Raw genomic sequence first — 24,119 nt, 5'->3', positions numbered from 1 at the left:
TCGATTTTACGATGCCATCAGCTGAACAATATCATCATCACTCAAGCCCAGCAAATATAAAATTCCTTCTAAGCCAACATTGGATACTGCATGTTGTGCTGTGGCTTTGACTTTTGGCTTGGCATGATAAGCAATACCTAGACCAGCCAATGCCAACATCGGCAAGTCATTTGCACCATCACCCACCGCAATCACTTGTTGCGGTTGAATTTGCATTTCATTGGCAAGTTGTTGTAATAATTCAGCTTTACGCTGTGCATCAACGATTTGACCTTGCACAATACCTGTCAATTTGCCATCGACAATATCTAAGTGATTGGCATAGACACGGCTCAAATTTAATTTGTTTTGCAAAAATTCAGCAAAATATTGAAAACCGCCCGATAAAATTACCGTTTGATAGCCTAATTTATTCAACACTTGCATCAATTGTTCTGCACCATCCATCAAACGCAAACGCTGTGCAATACGCTCTACCACATTGGCATCTAAGCCCTGAAGCAACGCCATACGTTGAGTAAAACTTTGTTGAAAATCAATCTCGCCACGCATAGCACTGGCAGTTATTTGTGCAACTTGCTCACCAATACCTGCTTCTATCGCCAACTCATCAATCACTTCATGTTGAATCAAGGTTGAATCCATATCAAAACACGCCAAGCGACGATGACGACGGAATACGTCATTGGCTTGTAATACCACATCAAAATTTTTATCTTGGCATAAATCCAACGCCAATTGTTTAAACTGCACAAGATCTAAATGCTCTGCATCCACATAATAGGCAATGGCTTGTATATGCGGATTATCCTGATGTGTTAAATGCTGTACTTGATGTAAAACAAAATTTTGCTGGATAAAATCATCAATACTTGCCAAATCAGCTTGATTAAAACGTGGTGCAAGTGCGGTCAAAACCCATTTTGATGATGCTTGATCGGGTGTAGAAGAATGATTTAAATCAGCAGTCATGATAAATTCCAAATAAGAATTAGAAAGATTTAATATTATTAAAGCCAATATGCTGGATTTTTGCAAAATAATTTTTTACTTTTTAAATGTTCGTTGATTTTATCGTAAAACATGATACAAAAATCATTGTAAAATAATCAGTAGATTGCAACAACTCGCAACAATCCATACTATTTTTAAAGATGAATTTATTTTATTTTTATGTGATAATCATTGCCTAAATTTTTTTGTATAAAATCAGCAGTGAAAAGCCCAGCGTGGCAAAATAAGCCGATGACTTTAAACACCAGATGATTGATTTTTTCGTATTGGAATATCGTTTGTGAACGCACCAAGACAAGGCCTGTTTGCCAGCCTACTCATTCTTAGTTTTATTTTGCACAGCATTCTGATTGTTGCGGCGACCCAATACTATTTGGACGATATGCGTGAAGTCCAAGGTGACTCTATCGCTGGTCAGTTGGTCAAAGACAGTGTCAATCAGCTTGATCCTGCCAATACCGTAGGTCTTGCACTCATTGCATCACGCTATGCGACTGACCCTGCCATTGCATCGTTACGTATTTTGGATAAAAATAATCAAACCTTGGCGACTGCTGGTAACAACAAAACTCGTGATGGCGAAATCTTCGTTCGTGATGCGGTGATCAATGATCAAAAAGTGGGTAAAGTCGAAATCGTTTTGATTAGCCCAAGCCTAGGTGAACAGCTCACCCGTCTGTGGTTGCCTATTTTATTGGTTGCATTTTTGCATTTGGGTTTGTGGGTGACGTATCGTTTGGTAGCGCGCCCTTCTCGCAGTGACTACATTGAGCAATTGCGTAAAGAGCAAGAAAAACATCATGAAATATTGTTGCTCAAAGATCAATTACTACAAACACAGGCAGAATTAAAAACAGCCAAATTACAAGCTGCTAACACTACTACACAAGCTCAAGCAAGCCAAACGAATAATTCTTTTGATATCCAACGTGCAACGAATGCGGTCAATAATCAAAAAACCGCAACGCAAGCACCGTTTGTTGAAAGTGATCATGTTTACTTACACGTGCAGTATGACGATCCAAAACAACTATTAGATACTTTAAGCCCAAGTAATAGTCAAAGCTTGTTTAATTTATCGCAAACCTTCTTGAATCAAGCTGTTGCTTTAAGTGAGCAATATTTTAAATTACCAAAGAACAGCTTGAAAATCATTAAGAACATGAGTGAGCAAGGTGCGGTAGTCAGAATTGATCGCAAAGATGCTGCAAGTGTACAAGCATTACTACAAGTCGCTACGGTTTATCAAATTTTATCTGAGCGTACCTATGCTCGCCTGCGTGAACAAAACCGTTTTGCACTTCATAGCCGCTGTGCAGTGAGTGAAGACGTTGCGATTATTCAGATGCCTGCCGAACAAGCCGCACAAGGGCTATTGCAATACATCAAAGGGCAAGACATCGCAGTATACTTATCCAAAGTGACTTTGCATGATATTCAACATCACTACACACTAAAACCATTACCACGCATGCCAAACAGTTTGACTCGTGAGGCACGTATATTGGCGAGCGTCAGCCAAGAATTGGCTGAAGTAGCACATCAGATGTGGCAAAAGATTTTTTATCAGCGTTGAGCATTATTGAAGTAGCGAAACACTGATAAAACGCTATGTTTTACAGATGGTGATTGCAATTTTTGCTAAAGTCCTTATCTTATAGCTTAATGCAATTTAAAAATGAAATGAAAGAAGGTGAACACCATGCCATTAAATACAGTTGAAGAATTGATTGCTGATATTCGTGCAGGTAAAATGGTCATTCTCATGGATGATGAAGACCGAGAAAACGAAGGCGACTTGGTGATGGCTGCGACACATGTTCGCCCAGAAGACATTAACTTTATGATTACCCATGCTCGTGGCTTGGTGTGTTTGACCTTGAGCCGTGAGCGTTGTCAGCAGTTGGCATTGCCATTGATGGTTAGCCAAAATGGTGCTCAACATGGCACCAATTTCACCATGTCGATTGAAGCGGCAGATGGCATTACTACGGGGATTTCTGCTGCAGAACGTGCACATACTATTCGTACAGCAGTGGCAGCCCATGCCAAGCCAAGTGACATCGTTCAACCTGGGCATATTTTCCCATTGATGGCTCAACCTGGTGGTGTATTGCACCGTGCAGGACATACTGAGGCAGGCTGTGACTTGTCACGTTTGGCAGGGCTTGAGCCAGCATCGGTGATTTGTGAAATCATCAAAGAAGATGGTGAAATGGCACGCCGTGCTGATTTGGAACAATTTGCCGCCAAACATGGCTTAAAGATTGGTACGATTGCCGATTTGATTCATTATCGTATGACCAATGAACAAACCATCGAACGTCTTGATCAGCAAACAGTTTCCACGGATTATGGTGATTTTGAATTGCATCGTTATCGTGAAATGGGCAGTCCAGATATCCATGTGGCATTGGTCAAAGGTGATCCAAGCCAAGGCGTGAGTACCGTGCGTGTACATGGTTTTAACCCAACGCGTGATTTATTGAAATTGCAAAAAAATGGCTCAAGCTCTTGGAATATCGACCACGCACTAAAAACCATTGCTGAAAGTGAACGTGGCGTGTTTTTGTGGATTGGTCAGCAGATGTCAGATTTAGGCTCAGCATTGTCACAACTTGATAACACTGCTGCGAAAAAATCCAATGCCGCATTGTCACAACAGTATCAAACCATTGGTGTCGGTGCACAGATTTTGCGTGATTTGGGCGTGCAACAAATGAAATTGCTCAGCTCACCGCTACGTTTTAATGCTTTATCAGGTTTTGATTTAGAAGTCGTGGAATATATTTCAGCCGATGGTAGTCGTTGTAACGATGTGCCAAGTGCTTAATTTTTAGTGATTTAATTGTTTAATGTCGGAATTTTTGGAGTAAGTCAATGACTGTACAACGTATCGAAGGTGTATTACACCAAGCCAACCAAGACAAATATGCGATTGTGGTAGGTCGTTTTAATAGTTTTGTGGTAGAACATCTATTAGAAGGTGCGATTGATGCACTAAAACGCCATGGTGTAGCAGAAGAAAACATCACTGTCGCTCATGCTCCAGGTGCATGGGAATTACCTTTGGTCGCGAAAAAATTTGCTCAAGCACAAAAGTTCGATGCGATTATCGTACTTGGTGCGGTGATTCGTGGCAGCACGCCACACTTTGACTTTGTGGCAGGTGAATGTGCCAAAGGTTTGGGTGTAGTGGCTTTGGATAGCACATTGCCTGTCATCAATGGTGTTTTGACCACAGACAGTATCGAGCAGGCGATTGAGCGTTCTGGTACAAAAGCAGGCAATAAAGGTGCTGAAGCTGCGGTAACAGCGATTGAAATGGTTAATTTGTTAAAAGCGATTGGCTAATTTTTTGATTTTTATTAAAATAAGCCGATTGCCAAACTAGAGAAAATACGATGACCGACCATAGCTATCAACGTGAACTTCAACGCACTTATGCTGCCAAACGCAAAGCGCGTCGTTTTGCGGTACAAGGTTTATACGAGTGGAAATTGAGTGGCAATCCAAGCCATGAAATTGAAGCACGTACCCGTGCCGAAAACGCCATGCATAAAGTAGATTTGAACTATTATCACGAATTATTAAGCCAAGTGATTGCTGAGCATGACAGTTTAGATGCATTGCTGAATGACGTACTCGACCGTAACACTGAACAATTAGATGCAGTGGAATTGGCGATTTTACGTTTGGGGACATATGAATTGCGTGAGCATATCGAAATCCCGTATCGTGTTGTGCTAGATGAAGCCATTGAATTGGCAAAACATTTTGGCGGTGCAGACAGCCACAAATACATCAATGGCGTACTCGACAAAGTCGCAAGCCAATTGCGTGCAGCTGAAAAAGCACAAGCCGTCGCTGAAAAATAAAAGTGATCTGACTTATTTTTCGATTCAAAAGAAGTGTGTAATCAGCGAAAGCGTTACGCACTTTTTTATTATTATTGATGGTAGTAAATCATGTCCGAATTTTCATTGATCAAACAATACTTCCAAAATGCAACCAACACACATACCTATACTGACGTTGGTATTGGTGATGATTGTGCAATAAGCAGTTTACCTGAGTCACAACAGTTGGTGAGCTGTGTTGATTTATTGGTGGCAGATCGACATTTTCCCTTGGATACTGATCCTTATGCGATTGGTTGGAAAAGCGTAGCGGTGAATTTATCCGACTTGGCTGCAATGGGTGCAACGCCGTATGCGATTTTATTGGGAGTGAGTTTACCCACAGCAGATAACGATTGGTTAAAAGCATTTAGTCAGGGCTTGGCAGATATCTGTCAGCAATTTTGCGTGCAATTAATCGGTGGTGATACCACAAAATCTGAAATGCTCACTATTTCTGTCACTGCTTTGGGTACAATTCCGCACGGTCAAGGCATTTTACGCAGTGGGGCAAAAGTCGGTGATGTGATTTGTGTCAGTGGTGAAATTGGCAATGCCAGTTTTGCGTTGCAACAAATTTTAAAACGTGAAAAAAATAGAACATTACAATCTGCACTTGATTTGCCTACGCCACAAGTTGAATTAGGACAAAAATTACATGGTTTCGCTCATAGTATGATCGATATTTCAGACGGTTTGGGACAAGATTTGGGACATATTTTGACTGCAAGTGACGTTGGGGCAAAATTATTTTTGGAAAAAATCCCAACCCACCCTATTTTACAATCTTTACCTAATCCTGAGAAATGGCAACATCAAATGAATGGCGGTGACGATTATCATTTATGTTTTACATTATCGCCTGAAAATTATGTGAAATTGAATACTGAATACCCAAATACCATTTTTGCGATCGGTGAAATTGTTACTGAACAAGGTTTGCAATTATTCAGTGATGGAGAAAAGGTTGATTTTAGTGTAAATGGTTGGCAGCATTTTTAAATGATAAATCAAATTTATGAACTTGATAATTTAAAGCAACTTGATGATTATTTAACGACTTTCGACAATCAAATCGCATTGAGAACAGAATTATTCCAGCAATTTTTACAGTATGCAGATTATAAAAGTGCAAGTGATTGGAATAAAGTCGTGCGACTGTGTGAAAGTTTGGCAATCGTAGGTTGGGGTGAGCATGAACCTTTAGAAGCAATGAAAGGAACATACTTTAATGGCAATCCTGAAACGTATTTGATTGATAAAAATGGTCAGCGACATTTTGTTGATGCCATTTGGTCAAAGCGTAAATTTGGCATAACTATGGAAGCAGGTAGAACATCTTATTTTCAAAGTTCAAACCAATTGAAAAATCAACAAACTATTTTGTGGGATTATCCAACAATCGAACATATCCAAGATATAAAATTATCAAAACAACAAAACTGGATTGCTAAGGCTCCTATTCACATCAAACAAGGTGTAATCAACTGTTATCCAAATTCCGATTTTTTAGCAGATGAATTGGTAAAATTACAACAATTGATAAATCAACAGATGCAACCGAATAAGTATGGAAATATGATTAATTTTATTGATTTTATACTTCACCTTAGTTATCCAAGCAGGGAAATAAACAGTATCTTTAGCTTTTGCCAGTGTAATTACATCATTAATGACAATTTAAAAAATAAGGATGAAGCCCATGAGTTCTTAAAGTCATTATACAATGATGATGAAATTCGTGAAAATAGTTATTATGCTTTTAATCGTTTTGAGTACGGCAAGTTTATGAAAAAAACTGGACGTATGCGTATAGATATTTATTTTGAAAAAGAATTCAGTGAGTTACACCATCAAGCACAGAAAGAAACTTTGACAAAATATTTTTTACTAGGCATAAGATATGTTGCGGAAAAATATCAGAAATTAGCTTATGACTTTAAGTTCATGATTGATGATTTTGAAGATGTGCTTAAAATATGGTTAAAGTAGTTATTGGGCTATTTTATTGAAAAGCATTTTTGCTTAACAGTTGGTAATGCTTTTTAATTTTATTAATAATTTAATTTTTTTGGAGAACATCATGCGTTATTTTGTTATGGCATTGGTAGCAAGCCTTTCGTTAACGGCTTGTGCCAAACAAGAGATTTCGATGAATAGTCGCATTGTGTCAAGCACCATGGTTTATAGCTCGCTAGCAGCTGAGATTGTACAGAAAAATATTCAAGGCGAAGCCAAAACATGTCTATTACAAGCAGATGGAATGCAATTGGCACAGCCTATGCAGAAGATTTTGTCGAAAATATTAGAAGCCCAAGAACTTAAGACAATTGATGAATTGTATGCCAAAAATGGTTTGGATCAACGTGTACTGGCATTTACCAAAGATTATATGTTTGCAGTGGTGAATAAACAGCCAAATCTACCAAAGCTGTCGCAACAAGATGCACAACAATTGGCGGAAATTAATAACCATCCGATTACCGCCAAATTCACTGAAAATGCTCCACAAAAAGAGATGAATAAGCTGATTGAAAAAATGCTCAAAGCAGAAAATGAACGCTGTCATATTGCCGATGATGGAAAATAAGCTGACTACAGATATGTTACAGGCTGAGTTTACGCGTTGTAATATCCCTGCAGATAAAAAATAAGTATATCTTATTTTAAGAACTGCTGAATGTTGTACGCAATATTCAGCAGTTTTTTTGTGCGGAAAAATGGGCTTTTTTGCAATGAATATTGTTTATGCTACAATATTTTATTTGCATGGTGATCTTTCATACATTAAAAAAAATTCTTAACCTTAGAGAACACAGCATATCATGACCCAACACAAACCCGATGTACGCAAAGCCAATCCTTGCCCGCCCTGCTCCACGGATGCTAAGACATTTGAAAAAATTATTTATTGGCTAGGCATTGGTTTAGGCTCAGGCTTGCCTAGACGTGCGGCAGGCACATGGGGAACAGTCGGTGGTTTGGCAGTTGGTATTATTGTATTTGTCACCTTGGGCTTATATGCAATCTTGGCATTTATTGCGGTGGGTTTACTCGTAGGTAATTATATTTGCGGTAAAACTTCAGATTTAATGCATGTACATGATGATCCACATATTGTTTTTGATGAGTGGGTGGGAATGTGGATTACGTTATTGCCTATGTTTTATCTATCACATCTCGATCCGCTCAAAACATTTCCACTGACTGATTTTTCTTTTTGGGCTAATGCATTGATTGCATTTAGTTTATTTCGTGCCTTTGACATTATTAAGCCTTTCCCAATCTCGTGGGCAGATAAACATGTCTCAGGTGGTTTTGGTATCATGTTGGATGATATCTTGGCAGGAATCATGGCAATGATTAGCCACGCAGGACTGATCGCTTTAATGGCGATTGCGATTTGCAGTAATCAAGTGTGTTGAATAATGCAGGTTAAGATAGATTTAAATTGAAAAATATAAAACAGCATCACCATGGTACGTCTTACAAACCCGAAATGCTTGAGTCAGCTTTCGTTTTCATAGCCTATATCGTTAAAATAGATAAAGTTTAACTTTCAAACAAATACTGCTAAAATAACGCTATTTTATGGCTTTATAGAAGTATTATTTCATGTCAAATCAAGATCTCAATGTGATGATTCTAGCAGCAGGCAAAGGCACACGGATGAAGTCTGCTCTACCTAAAGTATTACAACCTTTGGCGAAACAGCCTCTTTTATCGCACGTGATTAATACCGCAAAGCAATTGAATGCCAAAGACATTATTACTATTTTTGGACATGGTGGCGAACAAGTCAAACAACATTTTGCCAATGAAAAAATTACTTGGGTAGAACAAGCGGAGCAATTGGGTACGGGTCATGCAGTGAAAATGACTTTACCAGTCTTGGCGAAAAGTGGTTTATCCTTGATTTTGTCGGGTGATGTGCCGTTGGTACGTGCCGAAACGTTACAACAATTATTAGATGCTTGCCAAGAGACAGGCATTGGTATGATTACTTTAAACCTTGATAATCCAACAGGTTATGGTCGTATCGTGCGTAAAAATGGGGCGATTCAAGCCATTGTTGAGCATAAAGATGCTAGCGATGCACAGCGTCAAATCAAAGAAATTAACACAGGTATTTATTGTGTTAGTAATGAAAAATTGCATCAATGGTTGCCAAAACTTTCCAATAATAATGCCCAAGGCGAATATTATCTCACTGATATCGTGGCGATGGCTGTGGCGGAAGGCATGAGCATTGCATCAGTACAGCCAGAGTTCGCTTTTGAAGTAGAAGGCATCAACGACCGTGTACAATTGGCGACTTTAGAGCGTGTTTGGCAAAACCATCAAGCTGAACAATTGATGCGTCAAGGCGTGCATATTATCGACCCAAGTCGTTTTGATTTGCGTGGACGTTTGACAGTCGGGCAAGATGTTGAAATTGATATTAATGTGATTTTTGAAGGCGATTGCATGATTGGCGATAATGTTAAAATCGGTGCGGGCTGTATCATCAAAAATACCACCATTGCTAGCGGTACGGTGGTTCAGCCATATAGCTTATTTGATCATGCTATCGTGGGTGAAGATAATCAAATTGGACCTTTTACGCGTTTACGTCCAAAAGCAGTGACTGCAAAAGATGTACATATTGGTAATTTTGTCGAGCTAAAAAATACGCAAATGGGTGTGGCAAGCAAAGCCAATCATTTGGCATATTTGGGTGATGCAGAAATCGGTCAAGGCTGTAACATCGGTGCAGGAACCATTACTTGTAACTACGATGGGGCGAATAAATTCAAAACCACCATTCAAGATGGGGCGTTTATTGGTTCAAACAGTTCGTTGGTTGCACCGCTTAACGTCGGTAAAGGGGCGACTGTGGCAGCAGGTTCAGTGATTACCAAAAACGTTAAAGATGGTGCGTTGGCATTAGAACGTGCGCAACAAATTATCAAAGAAAATTACCCACGTCCGCAAAAGAAATAAGCTTTCAAAAGTTGGATTGATAAAAATGCCTAGCGAAATGTTAGGCATTTTTATGTTTTTAAAAAAAAATTTTTTTGCATTATTTAAACTTTAAGTTAAGATGACTATAGACAAACAAAAAATTGAACATGGATATAACAATGGCAAAAATCGTACTTAATCTTGTGACTGATGTGAAATCCCTCAAAATCGCACATCGTCATTATATGAATATGTTTTCAAAACAGGTTAAAAAACTTAATTTGATTTACGGATTTATATTTGGAATATTGGGGATAGTCGGAATAGCTATCTATAGTCACTATGCCACAGCATTGAAAGCGGAATTACTTACATCTGAATTGATTATTGGATAAAATGCAAAATATTTATATGGTTGCTTTTATCTTATGCGTATTCATTCTACCTGTGCTTTATCAGCAACTATATTTGCACGTGTACTACAAAGCTTTACTGCCTAATTTTACAGGTCAATTTTTTGCTGATGCGGAAATGATTCGTGTATCAGGTCTTGATAATCATCAATTGACCATGTCATGGCGATCTGTTGAACTTTTACATTTTGATGCCAAACATGAACTGGTGGTTATTGCCAGCAGAAATTTTTTTACCGTATTATCGAAACAATGTTTTGATGATTCGACACAACAACAGCAAATATTCCAACAATTACAAACATGGCATTTACAACATCAACAAGATAAAAAATAAGCCAAATCAAGCCTATAAAACGTAAAGATTTTATGCTTAAATAGAGTGATGGTTTTAACGTTTTTTAAAATAAATAAGGGTTTTTATGGACAATTTAATGGAGTTACGCCAAGCCAGTGTAGATTTAAATGGCTTGATGTCGGTACTCAGCCAACATTTGTACTCTACGCCAATGGTGGCGATTCGTGAATTGGTGCAAAACGCCCATGACTCTATCGTGCGTCGTCGTATGGAACAGCCCGATTGGCAAGGCACATCACGCATTGATATTATCCCCGATACAACAAATAATCTGATTCGTATTATTGATACCGGTGCAGGACTGACCGAATCAGAAATCCATCAATATTTGGCGACCGTGGGCGTGGGCTATACGCGTAAACTGCGTGAAGCACAACAAAATGCCCAAGCCATTGATGATACAGGCTTAATCGGGATGTTTGGCTTAGGTTTTTTGTCCGCATTTGTATTGGCAAAAAAAGTCACGGTATCGACCACATCTTATCAGCAACCTGATTTGGGCTTTTGTTATACATCGAGTAATGCCAAAAATTATACTGTGCATGCCATTCCTGCCCGAGAAGTCGGTACGGAAATTTTGATTGAATTGCACGATCAATATGACAATTTGACTTATCCGCAAAATTTAAATGAGATTTTGACGCATTATTGTGCTTTGTTGCCTGAGCCGATTTATATTGATGGACAAGAAAAAGCCATCAATCCTGAGCCGCCGCCATGGCGACATCAACAAGATATCCATCCAAGTCTAGCTCGTAAAAATGCTTTGGCATTTGCCGCACGTTTTGAGTCTAATTTTGAACCGATTTGTACCGTGGATATTCGACCGAATGCCGATTGTAAACTGCAAGGTATTTTGTGGATTCAAGATGGGGCGACCTATGGCACCAGTGACAATCGCCATCTTTCAGTTTTTGTGCGTGGTATGTTACTCGATGATAATGCCCGTGATTTGTTACCAAGTTGGGCAGGTTTTATCGGTGGGGTGATTGAGTCAAATCAGCTGACCCCAACCGCCAGCCGTGAAGATTTGCAACGTGACCAATACTATCAACAAGCCCAATATCATTTGAGTGAAATGCTGATTCAAGGTTTGGCTGAGATTGCCAAAACTCAACCCGAAGCATGGCGACGTGTGCTAAGACGCCATAATCAAGCCTTGCTCGGTGCGGCATTATGTGATGACCGTTTGATGACCTTGTTGATGGATAGCCTACAGATTGCCACATCACAAGGCGATATTTTGGCAAAACAATTGGTGCATCAAGGGGCAATGCATGTGGTACTGGACAGCAAAGCAGGCTTTGAAACCATGCTGTTCCGTGCTTTGGGTATTGCCGTTGCAGAAGGCAATCGTTATGCCGTCGTGCCATTTTTACGCCGTTATGCCAGTTATAAAGGCTTGAAATTGATTGAGTTAGGCACATCTTCGGGCAATCGTCAATTGTTCCAACGCCGTGTTATTGCCCCAGAATTATCGCAATGGCTGACAGAGCATTTATGTGAAAATGAAAATCTGATTGTTGCCAGTTTTGCCCCAGACAGTCTGCCTTTGGTGGTGGTGCAAGACCGTGAACAAGCCTTAAAAAAGCGTTTGGATGATGATGAAAAAGACAAGAAAATCTCACAAGCGGCATTGCAATTGGCACGACATTTTACGGCACAAATCGTCGATGAACAGCCTGCAAAACTGTATCTCAATATCGACAATGATGCGGTAAAGCAATTATTGCAACAAATTCAACACAGCCCTGAGCAGGCAAAAGTTGCGGTGCGTTTATTGAAAGCCATGAAAACCATTCTGTTTTCACAGCAACAGCAAGATGACAATACCGAGCAATTGCAACAAGCTTTGGGCGATTTAAATCAAAGTATTTTGGCATTGTTAAAATAATGCCTGATATTGATTGGACTTAAAATTTAATTTTTGAGTCAAATGATTGTCATGATGTATTGATATATTCATGGTTAAAAACACCGTATAAAACGTGCCGACAGGGTAGGTTTTATACTTAACAATGACTGCTAGCATATTGGTTGAGATTTTTGAAAGTGATGATTTTCAATAAAAAACTTAACCAATTGCCCGCTTAATTTTAAAATGTAATGAAAGGACAATGCGATGAATATTTGGCACTGGTTAGCCCAATTAGAAAGTGATTTGCACGATGCAGGTCAAGCCCATCAAGCCAAGATTATTGATGACTTATCTAGTCATGTGGCTGAATTGGAAGTGGAAAAATGTGAAGCCCTATTGCCCGAAGTCAAGGCATTGGCACATACTTTGGAAAATCCTTGGCTGAGTGTGTATATCGGTCACTGGGAAATGCGTAACCGACTAGGTAATAAAAAAGAAGGCGAAACTGCATTGGCAGATGTGGTGGAATTATTTGAATTTGCCAATCGTGATGATACGCAAGATTGTCCGCAGTCGATTTGTGTAACGCAAGATTTGAGTGCTTGTTATGGCAATATTGACGGCATTGGTTGGGCGAATGAACGGATTGCCGTGTGTGATGAAACCCTTGCCCGTATTGACCCGACATGGAATTGTTTTCAATGCTTAAACTGTGAAAAAGCCATTGCTTTACTTGATATCAAACAACCTGAACAAGCTTTAGCCCATCTGCAACACGTATCGCAACAATTGACGGATGCAGGTGAAGATATTGGTCCGGGGATTAAAGAGACTTTAAATGATGTGTCTTTGGCTTTGGGCAAATATGATGACGTGTTAAACAGTATTGAACAAGAAGAACAGCGTAAACGTGAATATCGTGAATGGAAAAATACCGTACAACCACGGACATTACGTAAAGTGCGTGCTTTGGTCGGATTAGGGCGTGATGATGATGCCTTAGATGCATTGCCGAATTTATCGAGTTTAAATGATGGTGATATCTTTGCTTGGTTGAAATCTATTCACCCTGTTTTGTTACGCCGTCCTGAATTGAATACATGGGAATTGGCTGAGCGTGTGCAACGTGGCTTAGACCATTTGTCCACATACCAAGCTCATCGCGATACCATTGAAATGGTGGCATTGAGCATTGAATTGGCGATTGCACGACAAGCCAAATGGGTTGCACAGCGTCAAATGAATATCGCTTTAAATCACTTGGACAAATTGCGTGTTGATGGTGGGGCAAGTGAATTATTGGCAACATTACAACAACAGATTGATGCCATGCCTGCGGTTGAATTACCTGTAGAAGCCAGTCAATTATACGCTTGGTTGGAACAACAAGGTGACGAAAATCCAGAACAAGAACGCAATCCTGAACAAGAATTGATATGGATTAGCCAAGCACGCCAAAGCCTGCCTGATGATGAATATTTGTTGCGTTTGCATGCCATTGCCTTGCGTGCCTGTGGTGCGGACAAAGATGCTGTGCCATTGTTAAAGCAATTTGTTGCCAAGCATCCTGACAGCAGTGTGCGGTTTATGTTGTTAGATTTACTATTAAATCAAATGGATAGCAATCATGCCATTGCCCAATTGGCAGAGCCTTATAAACATGATGATGAATTATTTTATCATTGGTGTCATGCTCGTTTGGCATATCAGCAAGACAACTGGACGCAAGCCGAGCAATCTTTAAAAGCATTATTGGTGCATAAAGATGATGCCATCAGTGCCCGTGATATGTTGGCACATAGCTTGATGCGACAACAAAAATTCGCTGATGCCGCGGAGCAATATTTGCGTTTAAGTGAATTGGACGGTGAAGATGTCAGCCATCAATGGGATTACATGGTGGCGAGCAGTGCTGAGCAAAATTGGCAAAACGTGCGGAAAATGGCATTATTGCTTGAGATTGAAATGCCTGAAGATGATGGACAGCGTCCTGATGAAAATTGGGGCATTGTGATTATTCGCTATATCGAAGATGGCGAAGCACGGGATTATTATGCCCGTCGTCTTGGACCTTGTCATGCCATGATTTTGGAAAATGCGGTACCAAAACATCCGCAACATGTGGCGGATGTGGTGGTATTTGATCCACGTTTGATTTATCCACGTCCAGAGTCGGAAGAAGAGCAAGAAAACTTTATTGCTAGTTATCACATGGTGCATTGTATCGAGCAGGGCAATTATCGCAATAGTGTGTTTATGGATGGCGTACATCCGACGGAACAGCAATTGGCTGATTTTAAAGAAAAATGTCAAGCCAAAGATTGGATCACTTGGATTCATAGCAATAGTGAATATCAAGTCACCGATAGTGAAGATGGGCAGGAATACGCAGGCATGATGATGACCATCGCTGTACCGCAACAGGTGTCACCATTGCAAATTCATCAATTTTTGTTAGAGCATACTGCGGATTGGCAACATGCAATGTGTTGGTATCGTTTGGCTGAAATGGCAGGGGCAGATACCGCCAAGCAAAAAGCGATTATTGAGCGTTATGGCTTATAATTAGGTCATAGCAAAAAAAATAAGCCCTTCGAGAAGGGCTTATTTTTTTCGGCACTCACTTAAACCTGTTTATCTTAGTAAAATCCATCGTGAACAGGCTCTTAGAGTCTGTTCACGATCAATTACGCATCAATATTTTGAAGTAAAATGGATTGAAATCATGGCTTTTCTGCTCAAAATGGCTAAATCTTGCTTTACTTCGTCAAAAGCTTGTCTGATAGAATGACTATCAGCCTGCCCTTTTTCCTTGTAAAGCTGACGATTTATCTGCTTTTGAGCTAGAAAAATTAATCATGAACAGGCTCTTGGTGATTATGCAGATGTTTTTTTCGGTGGACGACCGCGTGGACGACGTGGACGCATCGGCTTATCTTCCGCTTTGCCCGCTTTCGTTTCTACAGTCTTATCCACTTGTGCATCATCAGCTTGTTCACTGCCTACAGCCACTGTTTCAACATCTGCAACAGTTTCCGCCACGGCATCATTTTGTGTAGTGCTTACAGACTCTACAGCTTGAACTTCAGCTGTGTTTACCCCACTGGCATCATCTTGTTGCGATGGTACTTGTGTATCTCGCACTGGCGATTCAGCCTGTTCAGATGCATTTTCAGCAGTGATATTTTCAGCATTTGCCACTTGCTGTGCTTGACGACGCTTAGCACGTGGATCATTTGCCGCACGTTCACCGCTGTTGCTTGGTGTGAGTGGTAATAATTCCACTGGCTCTTGATTGGCAGGCTTGCTGACAATCACTGCATCACGTGTCACAGGTGCTTTATTGGCGACTGCGACTTGTGCGAATTGCTCCAAATATTTGCTTAACGCACGGCTAAAGGTGGTCACCAAGCCAAATTGCTCGAGCAAAATATTGATATCTTCACCATAGACATGGCATACCAAGCTACCTACGGTATGCTGTGCCAAGCTGGCATAAGCTTGTTCACTGATGCCTTGCTGTGCTGTATTATGCTGTTTTTTACCACGATTTAAACGTGGGTCATTGCTGGCACGTTGCACTGGCTCGCTATTTGCTGTTGCGACAGTTTGCTCTGTTTCAGGCTTTTTGCTTACCGTTTCAGGGGCGATCACTTCAGCTTTTACTTCGCTCACCAAAGGGGCGATCACTTCAGCATGAGCTTGTGGCTGTGCATGTTGCACTGGCTTAGGCTTATGCTGTACAGGAGCTTGCAACTGTACCACTTCTTGCTGTTCGGTATCAAAATTCAGCAATAACGCTGTATTTTGCACAGGTGCTTGTGGTGCATCAATTTGGCTGATTTGCACACCTTGAACTTGTACTGTATTTGGCTGTGTTGCATGTGGTGCTTTGTGGCGAGCAGGGCGTTGCTGTGTATTGCCATGTTGTTGATCATGAGCTACAGACTGAACAGCTTGTTGTCCTTGAGCCGGCTGTTGAGCGTTCTCATTTGGCATAGCAGTGTTTTGTGGTGCTTGTTCAAGCACGCTGTTATCACGCTGACGCATTGGACGTGGTGGGCGGTTTTGCTGACGGTCACGACGTGGTACGCCTTGCTCATCAGTGAGCTGTGCATCTTGACGCTTGTCAAATTTATCTTGACGGCGTTCTTTCGGCTCACGTTGCTCTTTATCCTTAAAGTCTTTGTCTTTATAGCCTTTTTCCTTAGGCTCTTTTTGCACACGCTCATTGACCATATCACGGCTATCTTTACGACGCTGTTGCTTTTCTTTATGGTCTTTACGACGTGCTTGACGCTCATCTAGCGTAGCTTGGCTTGGCTCACTTTGATAAGCATTTTTTGCTACAGCATCATTGGCATTATTTTGTACAGCTGCTGCTGATGCTTGGGATGGGCTAACAGCTAGCTCAATATCCACTTGTCCAAACTGACCACGGCTGATCGCACCTTGATTGACCAATTGTTCAATCGCCGTGGCGGCATCGTGTGCAGTATGTTGATGGTCTGAGGTTTTGGCTTGTTTTTGGATAAACAAGTTTTCTAACCATGCACATGGACTAGTTGTTGATTTAATAGGTTGTGCAGTAACGCTTGGCGTTGCTTGTACTGCTGCAACTTGGCTCTGCCCACCCGCTACATTTTGCACTGCTTGACGACGTTGTGTCTGTGGCTGTGCTTGTTGCATTGCAACATGATTTGCCTGATTTCTGCCTTGTGGTGCAGATTGTGGTTGCGTTGCAGGGCTGTTTACATTCGCCGCTGTTTGCATTTGCCAATCAGCTGATTCATAACCTAAATCTTTTTCACTTGAACGTGTCGCTTCGGTACGCTCATAGCTTGATGGGGCAAAACCTTCTGGATTAAATTTGATTTCATAATGTGGCGTTTCTAAATGTGGATGCGGTAAAACCGTGATACGCACATTAGAATTTTGTTCCAAATACACCAAGCTATGACGCTTTTCATTTAATAAGAATGCAGCGATTTCTACAGGCACTTCGACTTGCACTTCACCTTGACGATGTTGCAGAGCGATTTCTTCGATTTTACGCATAATCGATAATGACAATGAACGTAAATCACGCACCACACCCGTACCATGACAACGTGGGCAGACATAACCTGTTGATTCTTCTAAAGATGGACGCAAACGCTGACGGCTCATTTCCATCAAACCAAAACGGGATAATTGTCCAAATTGAATACGAGCACGATCGCTCTGTGTTGCTTCACGCAGTTTGGCTTCGACCATACGTTGATGACGGTCTTTGCCCATATCGATAAAGTCAATTACAATCAAACCGCCCATATCACGCAAACGCAATTGGCGTGCGATTTCTTCTGCCGCTTCAAGGTTGGTATTCAGTGCGGTTTCCTCCACATCGCTACCACGGGTTGATTTTGCTGAGTTGATGTCAATCGCAACCAAAGCTTCAGTTTGGTCAATCACGATTGAACCACCTGATGGCAATTTCACTTCACGCTCATAAGCCGTTTGGATTTGGCTTTCTACACCAAAATAAGCAAATAATGGCTCAGTCAATGTATAGGTTTTCAGTTTATCCAACTGATGTGGCATCACAGCTTTGATAAATTGATAGGCTTCGTTATAGGCATTTTCGCTATCAATCAAAATCTCGCCAATATCATCACGCAAATAATCACGAATGGCACGGGTGACTACACCAGCTTCTTGATGTACCAACATCGGTGCAGGACCAGAATGAGCGGTGGTTTGGATTTGTTGCCAAACTTGCAATAAATGTTGTAAATCTAAATGTAATTCTTCACGGCTACGACCAATACCCGCAGTACGTACAATCACGCTCATGCCTTGTGGCAAGTTTAAGCTCGCTAAAATTTCTTTGAGTTCTTCACGAGTATTGCCAGAGATTTGACGGCTAATACCACCGCCTTTAGGATTATTTGGCATCAATACCAAATAACGTCCTGCCAAAGAAATATAAGTGGATAATGCCGCACCTTTATTGCCACGCTCTTCTTTTTCGACTTGTACTAATAATTCTGTCCCTTCGCTAATCAGTTCACGCACATTGTTGGTATGACGTGGATCGGCACTGAAATAATTGCTGGCGATTTCTTTAATCGATAAAAAGCCTTGACGATTCGCACCGTATTCGACGAAAACCGCTTCTAGAGACGGCTCGACACGGGTAATGCGACCTTTATAAATATTAGATTTTTTTTGCTCACGCGTACGATTTTCAAGGTCGAAATCATACAAGCGATTATCTGTTACAAGTGCAACACGAATTTCTTCAGCGTGCGTTGCATTGATTAACATACGTTTCATGGGGCGATACCTATAGGTTCATTGCACCAATCCGCGGTAATCAGTATGTCCGTAATCTGCTTTTAGGTTTAAAGATTGATAAACCTAAAATACAATCGTTGATGTGCGTATTTTGGCAAGTAATTTCACCAAAATACGGCTTAGCGTGGCTATTACACTGGTCACATAAGGTATGGTAGGGGGTCGCTATACAGTCTCAATGCTTTGGCTTGATGGTCGTTTGAGTTTAGACCTCAAGGCTTGAGCTGATAAGATCCTTGCCGTGCCAACGTTGATGATTCCTTTTAATACAACCTCGTGTTGCTTTGATTTTTTCAGCAACACAATGGTCAATATTCAAACCCTATGGTTCAAAGCTTGACGGGACTTTACTCGCTGCTGGAATGTGACATCAGCAATCGGTTTTGGGTAAAGCTTGCCATTAAAAGCGAAAATATAACGTTGTGGCAAATCACCTACAATATCACGCTATGCAACCGAATATCGCTACAATCGTTGAGATTGACGGTTTTTGCGGTTACGCAGATTGGTTTTTGATGATAAAAACCAGTGATCAATCTTTACCAAAACTTTAGCTTTTAAAATTGGTATAAAGTTTTGATGACAGATTGATCGTAAAAAACAGCACAAAAAATTATCAATAAGATATATCAAATATCGGATTGAGCTTGATTTGTGGCTGTTTAACCGAGAAATTTTGCCTTATCGGTCAACGGCAGATTCTTCAAGGACCGTCGTATCATTTGTATTTTATACGCTACTACTCATATCGTAACAAAACGCAAACAACGGATAAAATTGCTTTTAAATACGAAATAACGCAATATTTAAAATAATGTCATCCAACAAAAGATTGATACAGGTATCCGTACCGCGAAATATAGCAAATCTCAATCACTCTGCATATACCGAATTTGTATTTTTGTAGATAAATGTGGATAAAGTTGTGGATGTCTGTCGGATTTTTGGCTGATTAGCCCACTTTATAAGGTAAAAAATAAAAATTTGCATTTTTTCGCAATAATCTAGCGTGATTAGATTACAATGGACACTAAGATTTTTTAACTTTTTTTCTTCACAGGCATAGCATGAGCAATAGCGATTTACCTTGGCAAAATGTCACTTGGTTTGATGTCACCGAGCATCAAGACGGGCAACGTATCGACAATTTTTTATTTAGCCGTTTAAAAGGCGTGCCAAAAAGTCGCATCTATCGTTTATTGCGTGAGGGTGAAGTGCGAGTGAATAAAAAACGTGTCAAAGCCGAAACACGTTTGAATACGGGCGATCAAATTCGTGTTGCACCGATTCGCTATCAAGTCGCTAGTGAAGAACAGACCGCACCGATTGGCGATAAAATCGCTAGCAATCTATTAAAACGTATCGTCTATGAAGATGAGGGCTTGATTGTGGTGAATAAACCATCAGGCTTAGCAGTGCATGGCGGTAGTGGTGTGGCGTATGGTTTGATTGAGGCATTACGTCAAGCGACTGGCAAAAAATATTTGGAATTGATTCACCGTATCGATCGTGATACATCGGGTCTGGTGATGATTTCCAAAAAGCGTAGTGTACTCAAAAAATTACAAGATGATTTGCGTGAACATCGTATCCAAAAGACCTATTTAGCTATTGTCAAAGGCAATGTAGAGCAAGATTATCAATTGATTGATGCACCGCTGCTGCGTTATGAATTAGCTAACGGTGAACGTCGTGTGCGTATCAGTAGAGAGGGTAAGCCGAGCCAAACTAAATGGCGTGTCAAACAACGTTTTATTGATGCTACACTGGTCGAGGCATCGCCATTAACAGGACGTACCCATCAAATCCGTGTACACGGCTTGAGTATTGGGCATCCACTTTTGGGCGATGATAAATATGGGCATCAAGTGGAATTTCAGCATGAAAAACAAGTGTCGATTAAACGCTTGTGTCTGCACGCTGCACGTTTGCAAATCCCTGATTATCCTGTGATTGAGGCGCCTTTGCCTGAAGATATGCAGGCTTTGGTTGCACAGTTGAAGTTGATTAAAGAATAATTTTTAATCCTAGATTGTCACAACAAGGAAGTTTCGTCATGAGCGAAAAAGTCAAAGTCAAATTGCACGAAAATATTCAATTCCCTGCATGTTGTGTGCACTGCTTGTCAGAAGACAATTTGCAACTTAAAAGTCTGACCAGTGGGCGTGTCGCATCGGTGGGTTTGGCTTTTGGGGGACTGAAATACAATAATGAAATCATGGATATACATTATCCAGTCTGCGATAAACACGCCAAAAAATCATTTTGGACTTATGTTTATACTCGACGTACTTTAGGGTTTCAGCTTTTTCGTGGTTTTACTTATTTTTATGGCTTACCATCACTATTGCTTATCTTATTGACGACTCTTAATTTGATCCTTGGCAAAGGTGGTACGGATATGCCAAGTGTTTTTATTGCCATACTTGTCATTGCAGCCATTTCTTTTATATTTCTTATTAAAGCCATGCTAACTTGCCCATTGAAAATGACATCACATCGGGAAAACACCATGACTTTGAAATTTAAAAATGAACAATATGCTGAAAAATTTAAACGCTTAAATCATCGATTTATCGAATAGTGATTTGATAAAAGAACAGTTACAAAAGAAGAAAAAGCCTTATATTATAAGGCTTTTATAGAGTTTAAAATTTAGTCAAAAGGTATCATTTTACAATTTCAACTTGATCCGACATAAGATTAGGATATGGCTTGTTGCTTTCAATTTTCCCAATATTAGGACATTTTGATCACACCAATCTTTTTTGAGCCTTGGATTTTCTCTCACAATCTTATGTCGAACTTGGCTACATTCCTTAAGTTTTAAAACTTAGCGATCATAGATTTGCATTGCTTCTTCTTTACTCGCTTTATACTGTTTTAGTGCTTTTAATGCAGTAGGTGTAAAGTCTGTGAACACACCATCAATACCAGCACGATAGTAAACTAAGTATTCTGCAACTGGATCACCTTTGTATAGACCTGCCAAACGAGAATTTTCATTACGGAATGTGTAGCCGTGAACAAATAAACCCGCTTTGTGTGCATCTTCAATTAAGCTTGTTGGAGTAACTCGAGTAACATCAGCAAGTTTACCAGTATAAGGCGTGCCATCAGGGTTGCTTGCTTTCCATGGAGAAACTACATGATATGCAATTTGTGGCTTCCAAGGTCCGATACCATCAGCATATTTTTTAATTTCTGCTAGACCTGCTGGCGTCAACATGCTGTCGAAGTAACGCAGATCCCCTTTTACTGTCCAGCTATAAGGACGACCATCAACAATGGTGTAGATACCACCATCATCATAGCTCATTTTGCCTGTTTTATAATCAATATCCACACCATCAATCAGTTGCACTGCTTTGGTTTTCAAGCCTTGTGCTCTGAGATATTTTAAATTTTCTGGATCAAAACTTTGTACGATTACTGGCGAATCAGTATTGTTTAAGTTGTTGTCTTTGAGCACTTTTAACAATGCATCTTCAAATGGACGAGTCCCTGCACAACCATTAGCAACAGCCTGTGCGTTATTCCAGTACGGGTTTTTGACTTCTGGATAAATATAAATAGTACGATTGTACTGTCTGCCTTTTGATTTGGCGACATTAATCAACTCTTGAAGACTCATCACAGGCCATCTGCCATTTTCATTGGTAGGACGGTCAGCCTTGTTGTCATAAGTTGTGCCACGTACCCATTGTCTTAATTCATCCATGGTAAAGTCACTGATAGACCAATCATTGACGTGTTCTTCACCATCAACGACCAATGATTTAAGCACAGATTTAGGGTCATTTGGATCAGTTAAATCTGTCAGATATTGTGCTGGACCATCAGCATCGCTACGCCAGTTTGGAACATTTACAAGCATGCCTGGTACTGTACGTTGTCGTGCAGCGACTTCTGAGTTCGTTTTGGCAACTTCTGCAATGTTGGTATTATCAGATAACCAAGCATTGTGTCGTAATGCGATTTGACAGTCTTTGGTCATATGCATATCAGTTTCTAGATAGCTACTGCCTACATCAGCCGCTGCTGCATAGGCAATAAGAGTTTGTTCAGGATATACGCCAGAGTAGCCACGATGAGAGATGACAATAGGTGTTTTTTTATCAAGTGTTGAAAAAGAGCTACTTTTATTCATCAATGCAATATCTGTGCTATTACAAGCAGTTAGAGCGAGACTGCCACAGACGATAGACAACAAGGTTTTTTCATACAGAGACTTCCTAGAAATTATTTTGATGACTTTTTGAGAATGAAACCAATCCAAAATATGTCAATTTCATCTTAATATGGCGTTATATCTTAAGTCAATATTTATAAATTACATAGATAGAGATAATTTCTCAATATTATATTTTTTAAGCAGACAAAATTTATTCAATTTGAATGGTTTTAAATATTATTTGCAAAGATAATGATTCAACGCAAGGGGTAAAGGATAAAAAAACACCACAGAAAAATAATTAAAAATAAATCTATCTAACTGATTCATATGAAATTAAACTAATTCACACAACATTAAACTGATTAAAAAGCGAACTTAAAATTAATAAAAGCAATTTCACAACTCATTAAAAATATAAGACAAGAATAAGTAGTACTTTCACCAATATAAAATAAACTTATCTGGTCAATTCATTCTTAAAATACAGCACAGAATAGGAAAAAGCTCAAATCTTGTCTTAGGCAATCACGCATTTAAGGCTTAGGTTCTTCAACAACACGGATAACAGTATTGGTCAGCAGGTTAAACAATACATAGCTATGATTTGCTTTAACCCATTGCTGATATTGTGATGGCTCACTTAACCCATTGATTGTTTTGTAGTCAATTGTCTTATCACGAAATTCTTCCGCCAAAATGGTTCCTGCCCTGACCACAGTTGTACTATCGTCAGTTTTTGTGCTTGTCGTCATGACATTTGGCGCAGTCTTGGCTTTTACACTCGCTGGGGCTGACCTTTGTGTAGTATAAATATCGTGATAAGGTGTGGTATTACTTGCATAGACTAACGATGCACCAAACATGGCTATTGCCATCACAGGGTACATGGCAAGTTTTTGGTAAGGTGTTTCGAATGTGTGCTTCATGTGCAGCCTGCTTCATCATTTATGATCTAAGTTTATACCAAATTGTAGTTTAAACAGTAGTGATTGCGGTGAATTTTACGCTATAAAAAGGTAAAAACAATGAATAAATTATGTTAGGACTTACGCAAAACCGTAATTTTTTTGCATAAGGGGAATAAACTATAGTAGCATAAGGCATGACAAAAAAACCA

At 40.0% G+C, this 24,119-nt stretch carries 18 protein-coding genes and 1 pseudogene; 15 read left to right on the top strand and 4 right to left on the bottom strand.

The annotated features are described in order from the left end of the window. Positions 1–6: 6 nt before the first annotated feature. Positions 7–762 (bottom strand): annotated as a pseudogene (gene serB, locus ACEYX7_RS02750) (phosphoserine phosphatase SerB); the annotation flags it as partial. Positions 763–1,294: 532 nt separating this feature from the next. Here serB and ACEYX7_RS02745 point away from each other — a divergent pair. The 13 genes from ACEYX7_RS02745 (at position 1,295) to ACEYX7_RS02685 (ending at position 15,051) form a co-directional block, all read left to right on the top strand. Next, complete coding sequence (locus ACEYX7_RS02745) at positions 1,295–2,590, top strand: hypothetical protein (RefSeq protein WP_374806577.1); 1,296 nt, start codon at positions 1,295–1,297, stop codon at positions 2,588–2,590. A 126-nt stretch (positions 2,591–2,716) separates the two neighbouring features. After that, entirely contained in the window at positions 2,717–3,847 is a 1,131-nt protein-coding gene (ribBA, locus tag ACEYX7_RS02740) for a bifunctional 3,4-dihydroxy-2-butanone-4-phosphate synthase/GTP cyclohydrolase II (RefSeq protein WP_374805045.1), read from the top strand. 47 nt (positions 3,848–3,894) lie between these two features. Then, positions 3,895–4,368, top strand: a complete 474-nt coding sequence (gene ribH, locus ACEYX7_RS02735; RefSeq protein WP_374805044.1) for a 6,7-dimethyl-8-ribityllumazine synthase — start codon at positions 3,895–3,897, stop codon at positions 4,366–4,368. Between the two features lie 50 nt (positions 4,369–4,418). Next, entirely contained in the window at positions 4,419–4,892 is a 474-nt protein-coding gene (gene nusB, locus ACEYX7_RS02730) for a transcription antitermination factor NusB (protein WP_374805043.1), read from the top strand. A 90-nt stretch (positions 4,893–4,982) separates the two neighbouring features. Next, positions 4,983–5,915 (top strand): thiamine-phosphate kinase, encoded by a 933-nt coding sequence (gene thiL / locus ACEYX7_RS02725; RefSeq protein ID WP_374900187.1) that lies wholly within the window; start codon positions 4,983–4,985, stop codon positions 5,913–5,915. Then, on the top strand, positions 5,916–6,905 hold the full coding sequence (locus tag ACEYX7_RS02720) for a hypothetical protein (protein WP_374805041.1): 990 nt from the start codon (positions 5,916–5,918) through the stop codon (positions 6,903–6,905). A 91-nt stretch (positions 6,906–6,996) separates the two neighbouring features. Next, positions 6,997–7,503: a hypothetical protein gene (locus ACEYX7_RS02715; RefSeq protein WP_374805040.1), complete on the top strand. Its 507-nt coding sequence runs from the start codon at positions 6,997–6,999 to the stop codon at positions 7,501–7,503. A gap of 235 nt (positions 7,504–7,738) precedes the next feature. Further along, a complete protein-coding gene (locus ACEYX7_RS02710) occupies positions 7,739–8,338 on the top strand; it encodes a phosphatidylglycerophosphatase A family protein (RefSeq protein ID WP_374804881.1) in 600 nt (199 codons plus the stop codon). 190 nt (positions 8,339–8,528) lie between these two features. Next, positions 8,529–9,896, top strand: a complete 1,368-nt coding sequence (gene glmU, locus ACEYX7_RS02705; protein WP_374804882.1) for a bifunctional UDP-N-acetylglucosamine diphosphorylase/glucosamine-1-phosphate N-acetyltransferase GlmU — start codon at positions 8,529–8,531, stop codon at positions 9,894–9,896. 140 nt (positions 9,897–10,036) lie between these two features. Continuing rightward, entirely contained in the window at positions 10,037–10,252 is a 216-nt protein-coding gene (locus tag ACEYX7_RS02700) for a hypothetical protein (protein WP_374804883.1), read from the top strand. Position 10,253: 1 nt separating this feature from the next. After that, on the top strand, positions 10,254–10,607 hold the full coding sequence (locus tag ACEYX7_RS02695) for a hypothetical protein (protein WP_374806579.1): 354 nt from the start codon (positions 10,254–10,256) through the stop codon (positions 10,605–10,607). An 85-nt stretch (positions 10,608–10,692) separates the two neighbouring features. Continuing rightward, positions 10,693–12,522 (top strand): ATP-binding protein, encoded by a 1,830-nt coding sequence (locus ACEYX7_RS02690; protein WP_374804885.1) that lies wholly within the window; start codon positions 10,693–10,695, stop codon positions 12,520–12,522. 228 nt (positions 12,523–12,750) lie between these two features. After that, positions 12,751–15,051 carry a heme biosynthesis protein HemY gene (locus tag ACEYX7_RS02685; protein WP_374806582.1) on the top strand — a complete coding sequence of 767 codons (2,301 nt, stop codon included), beginning with the start codon at positions 12,751–12,753 and terminating at the stop codon, positions 15,049–15,051. Positions 15,052–15,363: 312 nt separating this feature from the next. Here ACEYX7_RS02685 and ACEYX7_RS02680 read toward each other — a convergent pair whose 3' ends face one another. Next, positions 15,364–18,804 carry an Rne/Rng family ribonuclease gene (locus ACEYX7_RS02680; protein WP_374806583.1) on the bottom strand — a complete coding sequence of 1,147 codons (3,441 nt, stop codon included), beginning with the start codon at positions 18,802–18,804 and terminating at the stop codon, positions 15,364–15,366. Between the two features lie 1,088 nt (positions 18,805–19,892). Here ACEYX7_RS02680 and ACEYX7_RS02675 point away from each other — a divergent pair. Continuing rightward, a complete protein-coding gene (locus tag ACEYX7_RS02675) occupies positions 19,893–20,843 on the top strand; it encodes an RluA family pseudouridine synthase (protein ID WP_374804888.1) in 951 nt (316 codons plus the stop codon). A 38-nt stretch (positions 20,844–20,881) separates the two neighbouring features. Next, positions 20,882–21,409, top strand: coding sequence for a hypothetical protein (locus ACEYX7_RS02670; RefSeq protein WP_374804889.1), 528 nt, complete (start codon positions 20,882–20,884; stop codon positions 21,407–21,409). A gap of 249 nt (positions 21,410–21,658) precedes the next feature. On the opposite strand, the gene ACEYX7_RS02665 is transcribed toward ACEYX7_RS02670, so the two are convergent. Further along, positions 21,659–23,035: a glycerophosphodiester phosphodiesterase family protein gene (locus tag ACEYX7_RS02665; RefSeq protein ID WP_374900185.1), complete on the bottom strand. Its 1,377-nt coding sequence runs from the start codon at positions 23,033–23,035 to the stop codon at positions 21,659–21,661. A 500-nt stretch (positions 23,036–23,535) separates the two neighbouring features. Further along, positions 23,536–23,928 (bottom strand): hypothetical protein, encoded by a 393-nt coding sequence (locus ACEYX7_RS02660; RefSeq protein WP_374804891.1) that lies wholly within the window; start codon positions 23,926–23,928, stop codon positions 23,536–23,538. Between the last annotated feature and the right edge of the window lie 191 nt (positions 23,929–24,119).

Origin of the sequence: Hubeiibacter jixunmingi, assembly GCF_041928215.1 — a bacterium.
Classification (GTDB): Bacteria; Pseudomonadota; Gammaproteobacteria; order Pseudomonadales; family Moraxellaceae; genus Acinetobacter.
This window is presented reverse-complemented; position numbering and strand designations above follow the sequence as displayed.

Coding starts and splice junctions, on each gene's coding strand:
- ribBA (WP_374805045.1), top strand. CDS start 2,717: ATGCCATTAAATACAGTTGAAGAATTGATTGCTGATATTCGTGCAGGT.
- ribH (WP_374805044.1), top strand. CDS start 3,895: ATGACTGTACAACGTATCGAAGGTGTATTACACCAAGCCAACCAAGAC.
- nusB (WP_374805043.1), top strand. CDS start 4,419: ATGACCGACCATAGCTATCAACGTGAACTTCAACGCACTTATGCTGCC.
- thiL (WP_374900187.1), top strand. CDS start 4,983: ATGTCCGAATTTTCATTGATCAAACAATACTTCCAAAATGCAACCAAC.
- ACEYX7_RS02720 (WP_374805041.1), top strand. CDS start 5,916: ATGATAAATCAAATTTATGAACTTGATAATTTAAAGCAACTTGATGAT.
- ACEYX7_RS02715 (WP_374805040.1), top strand. CDS start 6,997: ATGCGTTATTTTGTTATGGCATTGGTAGCAAGCCTTTCGTTAACGGCT.
- ACEYX7_RS02710 (WP_374804881.1), top strand. CDS start 7,739: ATGACCCAACACAAACCCGATGTACGCAAAGCCAATCCTTGCCCGCCC.
- glmU (WP_374804882.1), top strand. CDS start 8,529: ATGTCAAATCAAGATCTCAATGTGATGATTCTAGCAGCAGGCAAAGGC.
- ACEYX7_RS02700 (WP_374804883.1), top strand. CDS start 10,037: ATGGCAAAAATCGTACTTAATCTTGTGACTGATGTGAAATCCCTCAAA.
- ACEYX7_RS02695 (WP_374806579.1), top strand. CDS start 10,254: ATGCAAAATATTTATATGGTTGCTTTTATCTTATGCGTATTCATTCTA.
- ACEYX7_RS02690 (WP_374804885.1), top strand. CDS start 10,693: ATGGACAATTTAATGGAGTTACGCCAAGCCAGTGTAGATTTAAATGGC.
- ACEYX7_RS02685 (WP_374806582.1), top strand. CDS start 12,751: ATGAATATTTGGCACTGGTTAGCCCAATTAGAAAGTGATTTGCACGAT.
- ACEYX7_RS02680 (WP_374806583.1), bottom strand. CDS start 18,804: ATGAAACGTATGTTAATCAATGCAACGCACGCTGAAGAAATTCGTGTT.
- ACEYX7_RS02675 (WP_374804888.1), top strand. CDS start 19,893: ATGAGCAATAGCGATTTACCTTGGCAAAATGTCACTTGGTTTGATGTC.
- ACEYX7_RS02670 (WP_374804889.1), top strand. CDS start 20,882: ATGAGCGAAAAAGTCAAAGTCAAATTGCACGAAAATATTCAATTCCCT.
- ACEYX7_RS02660 (WP_374804891.1), bottom strand. CDS start 23,928: ATGAAGCACACATTCGAAACACCTTACCAAAAACTTGCCATGTACCCT.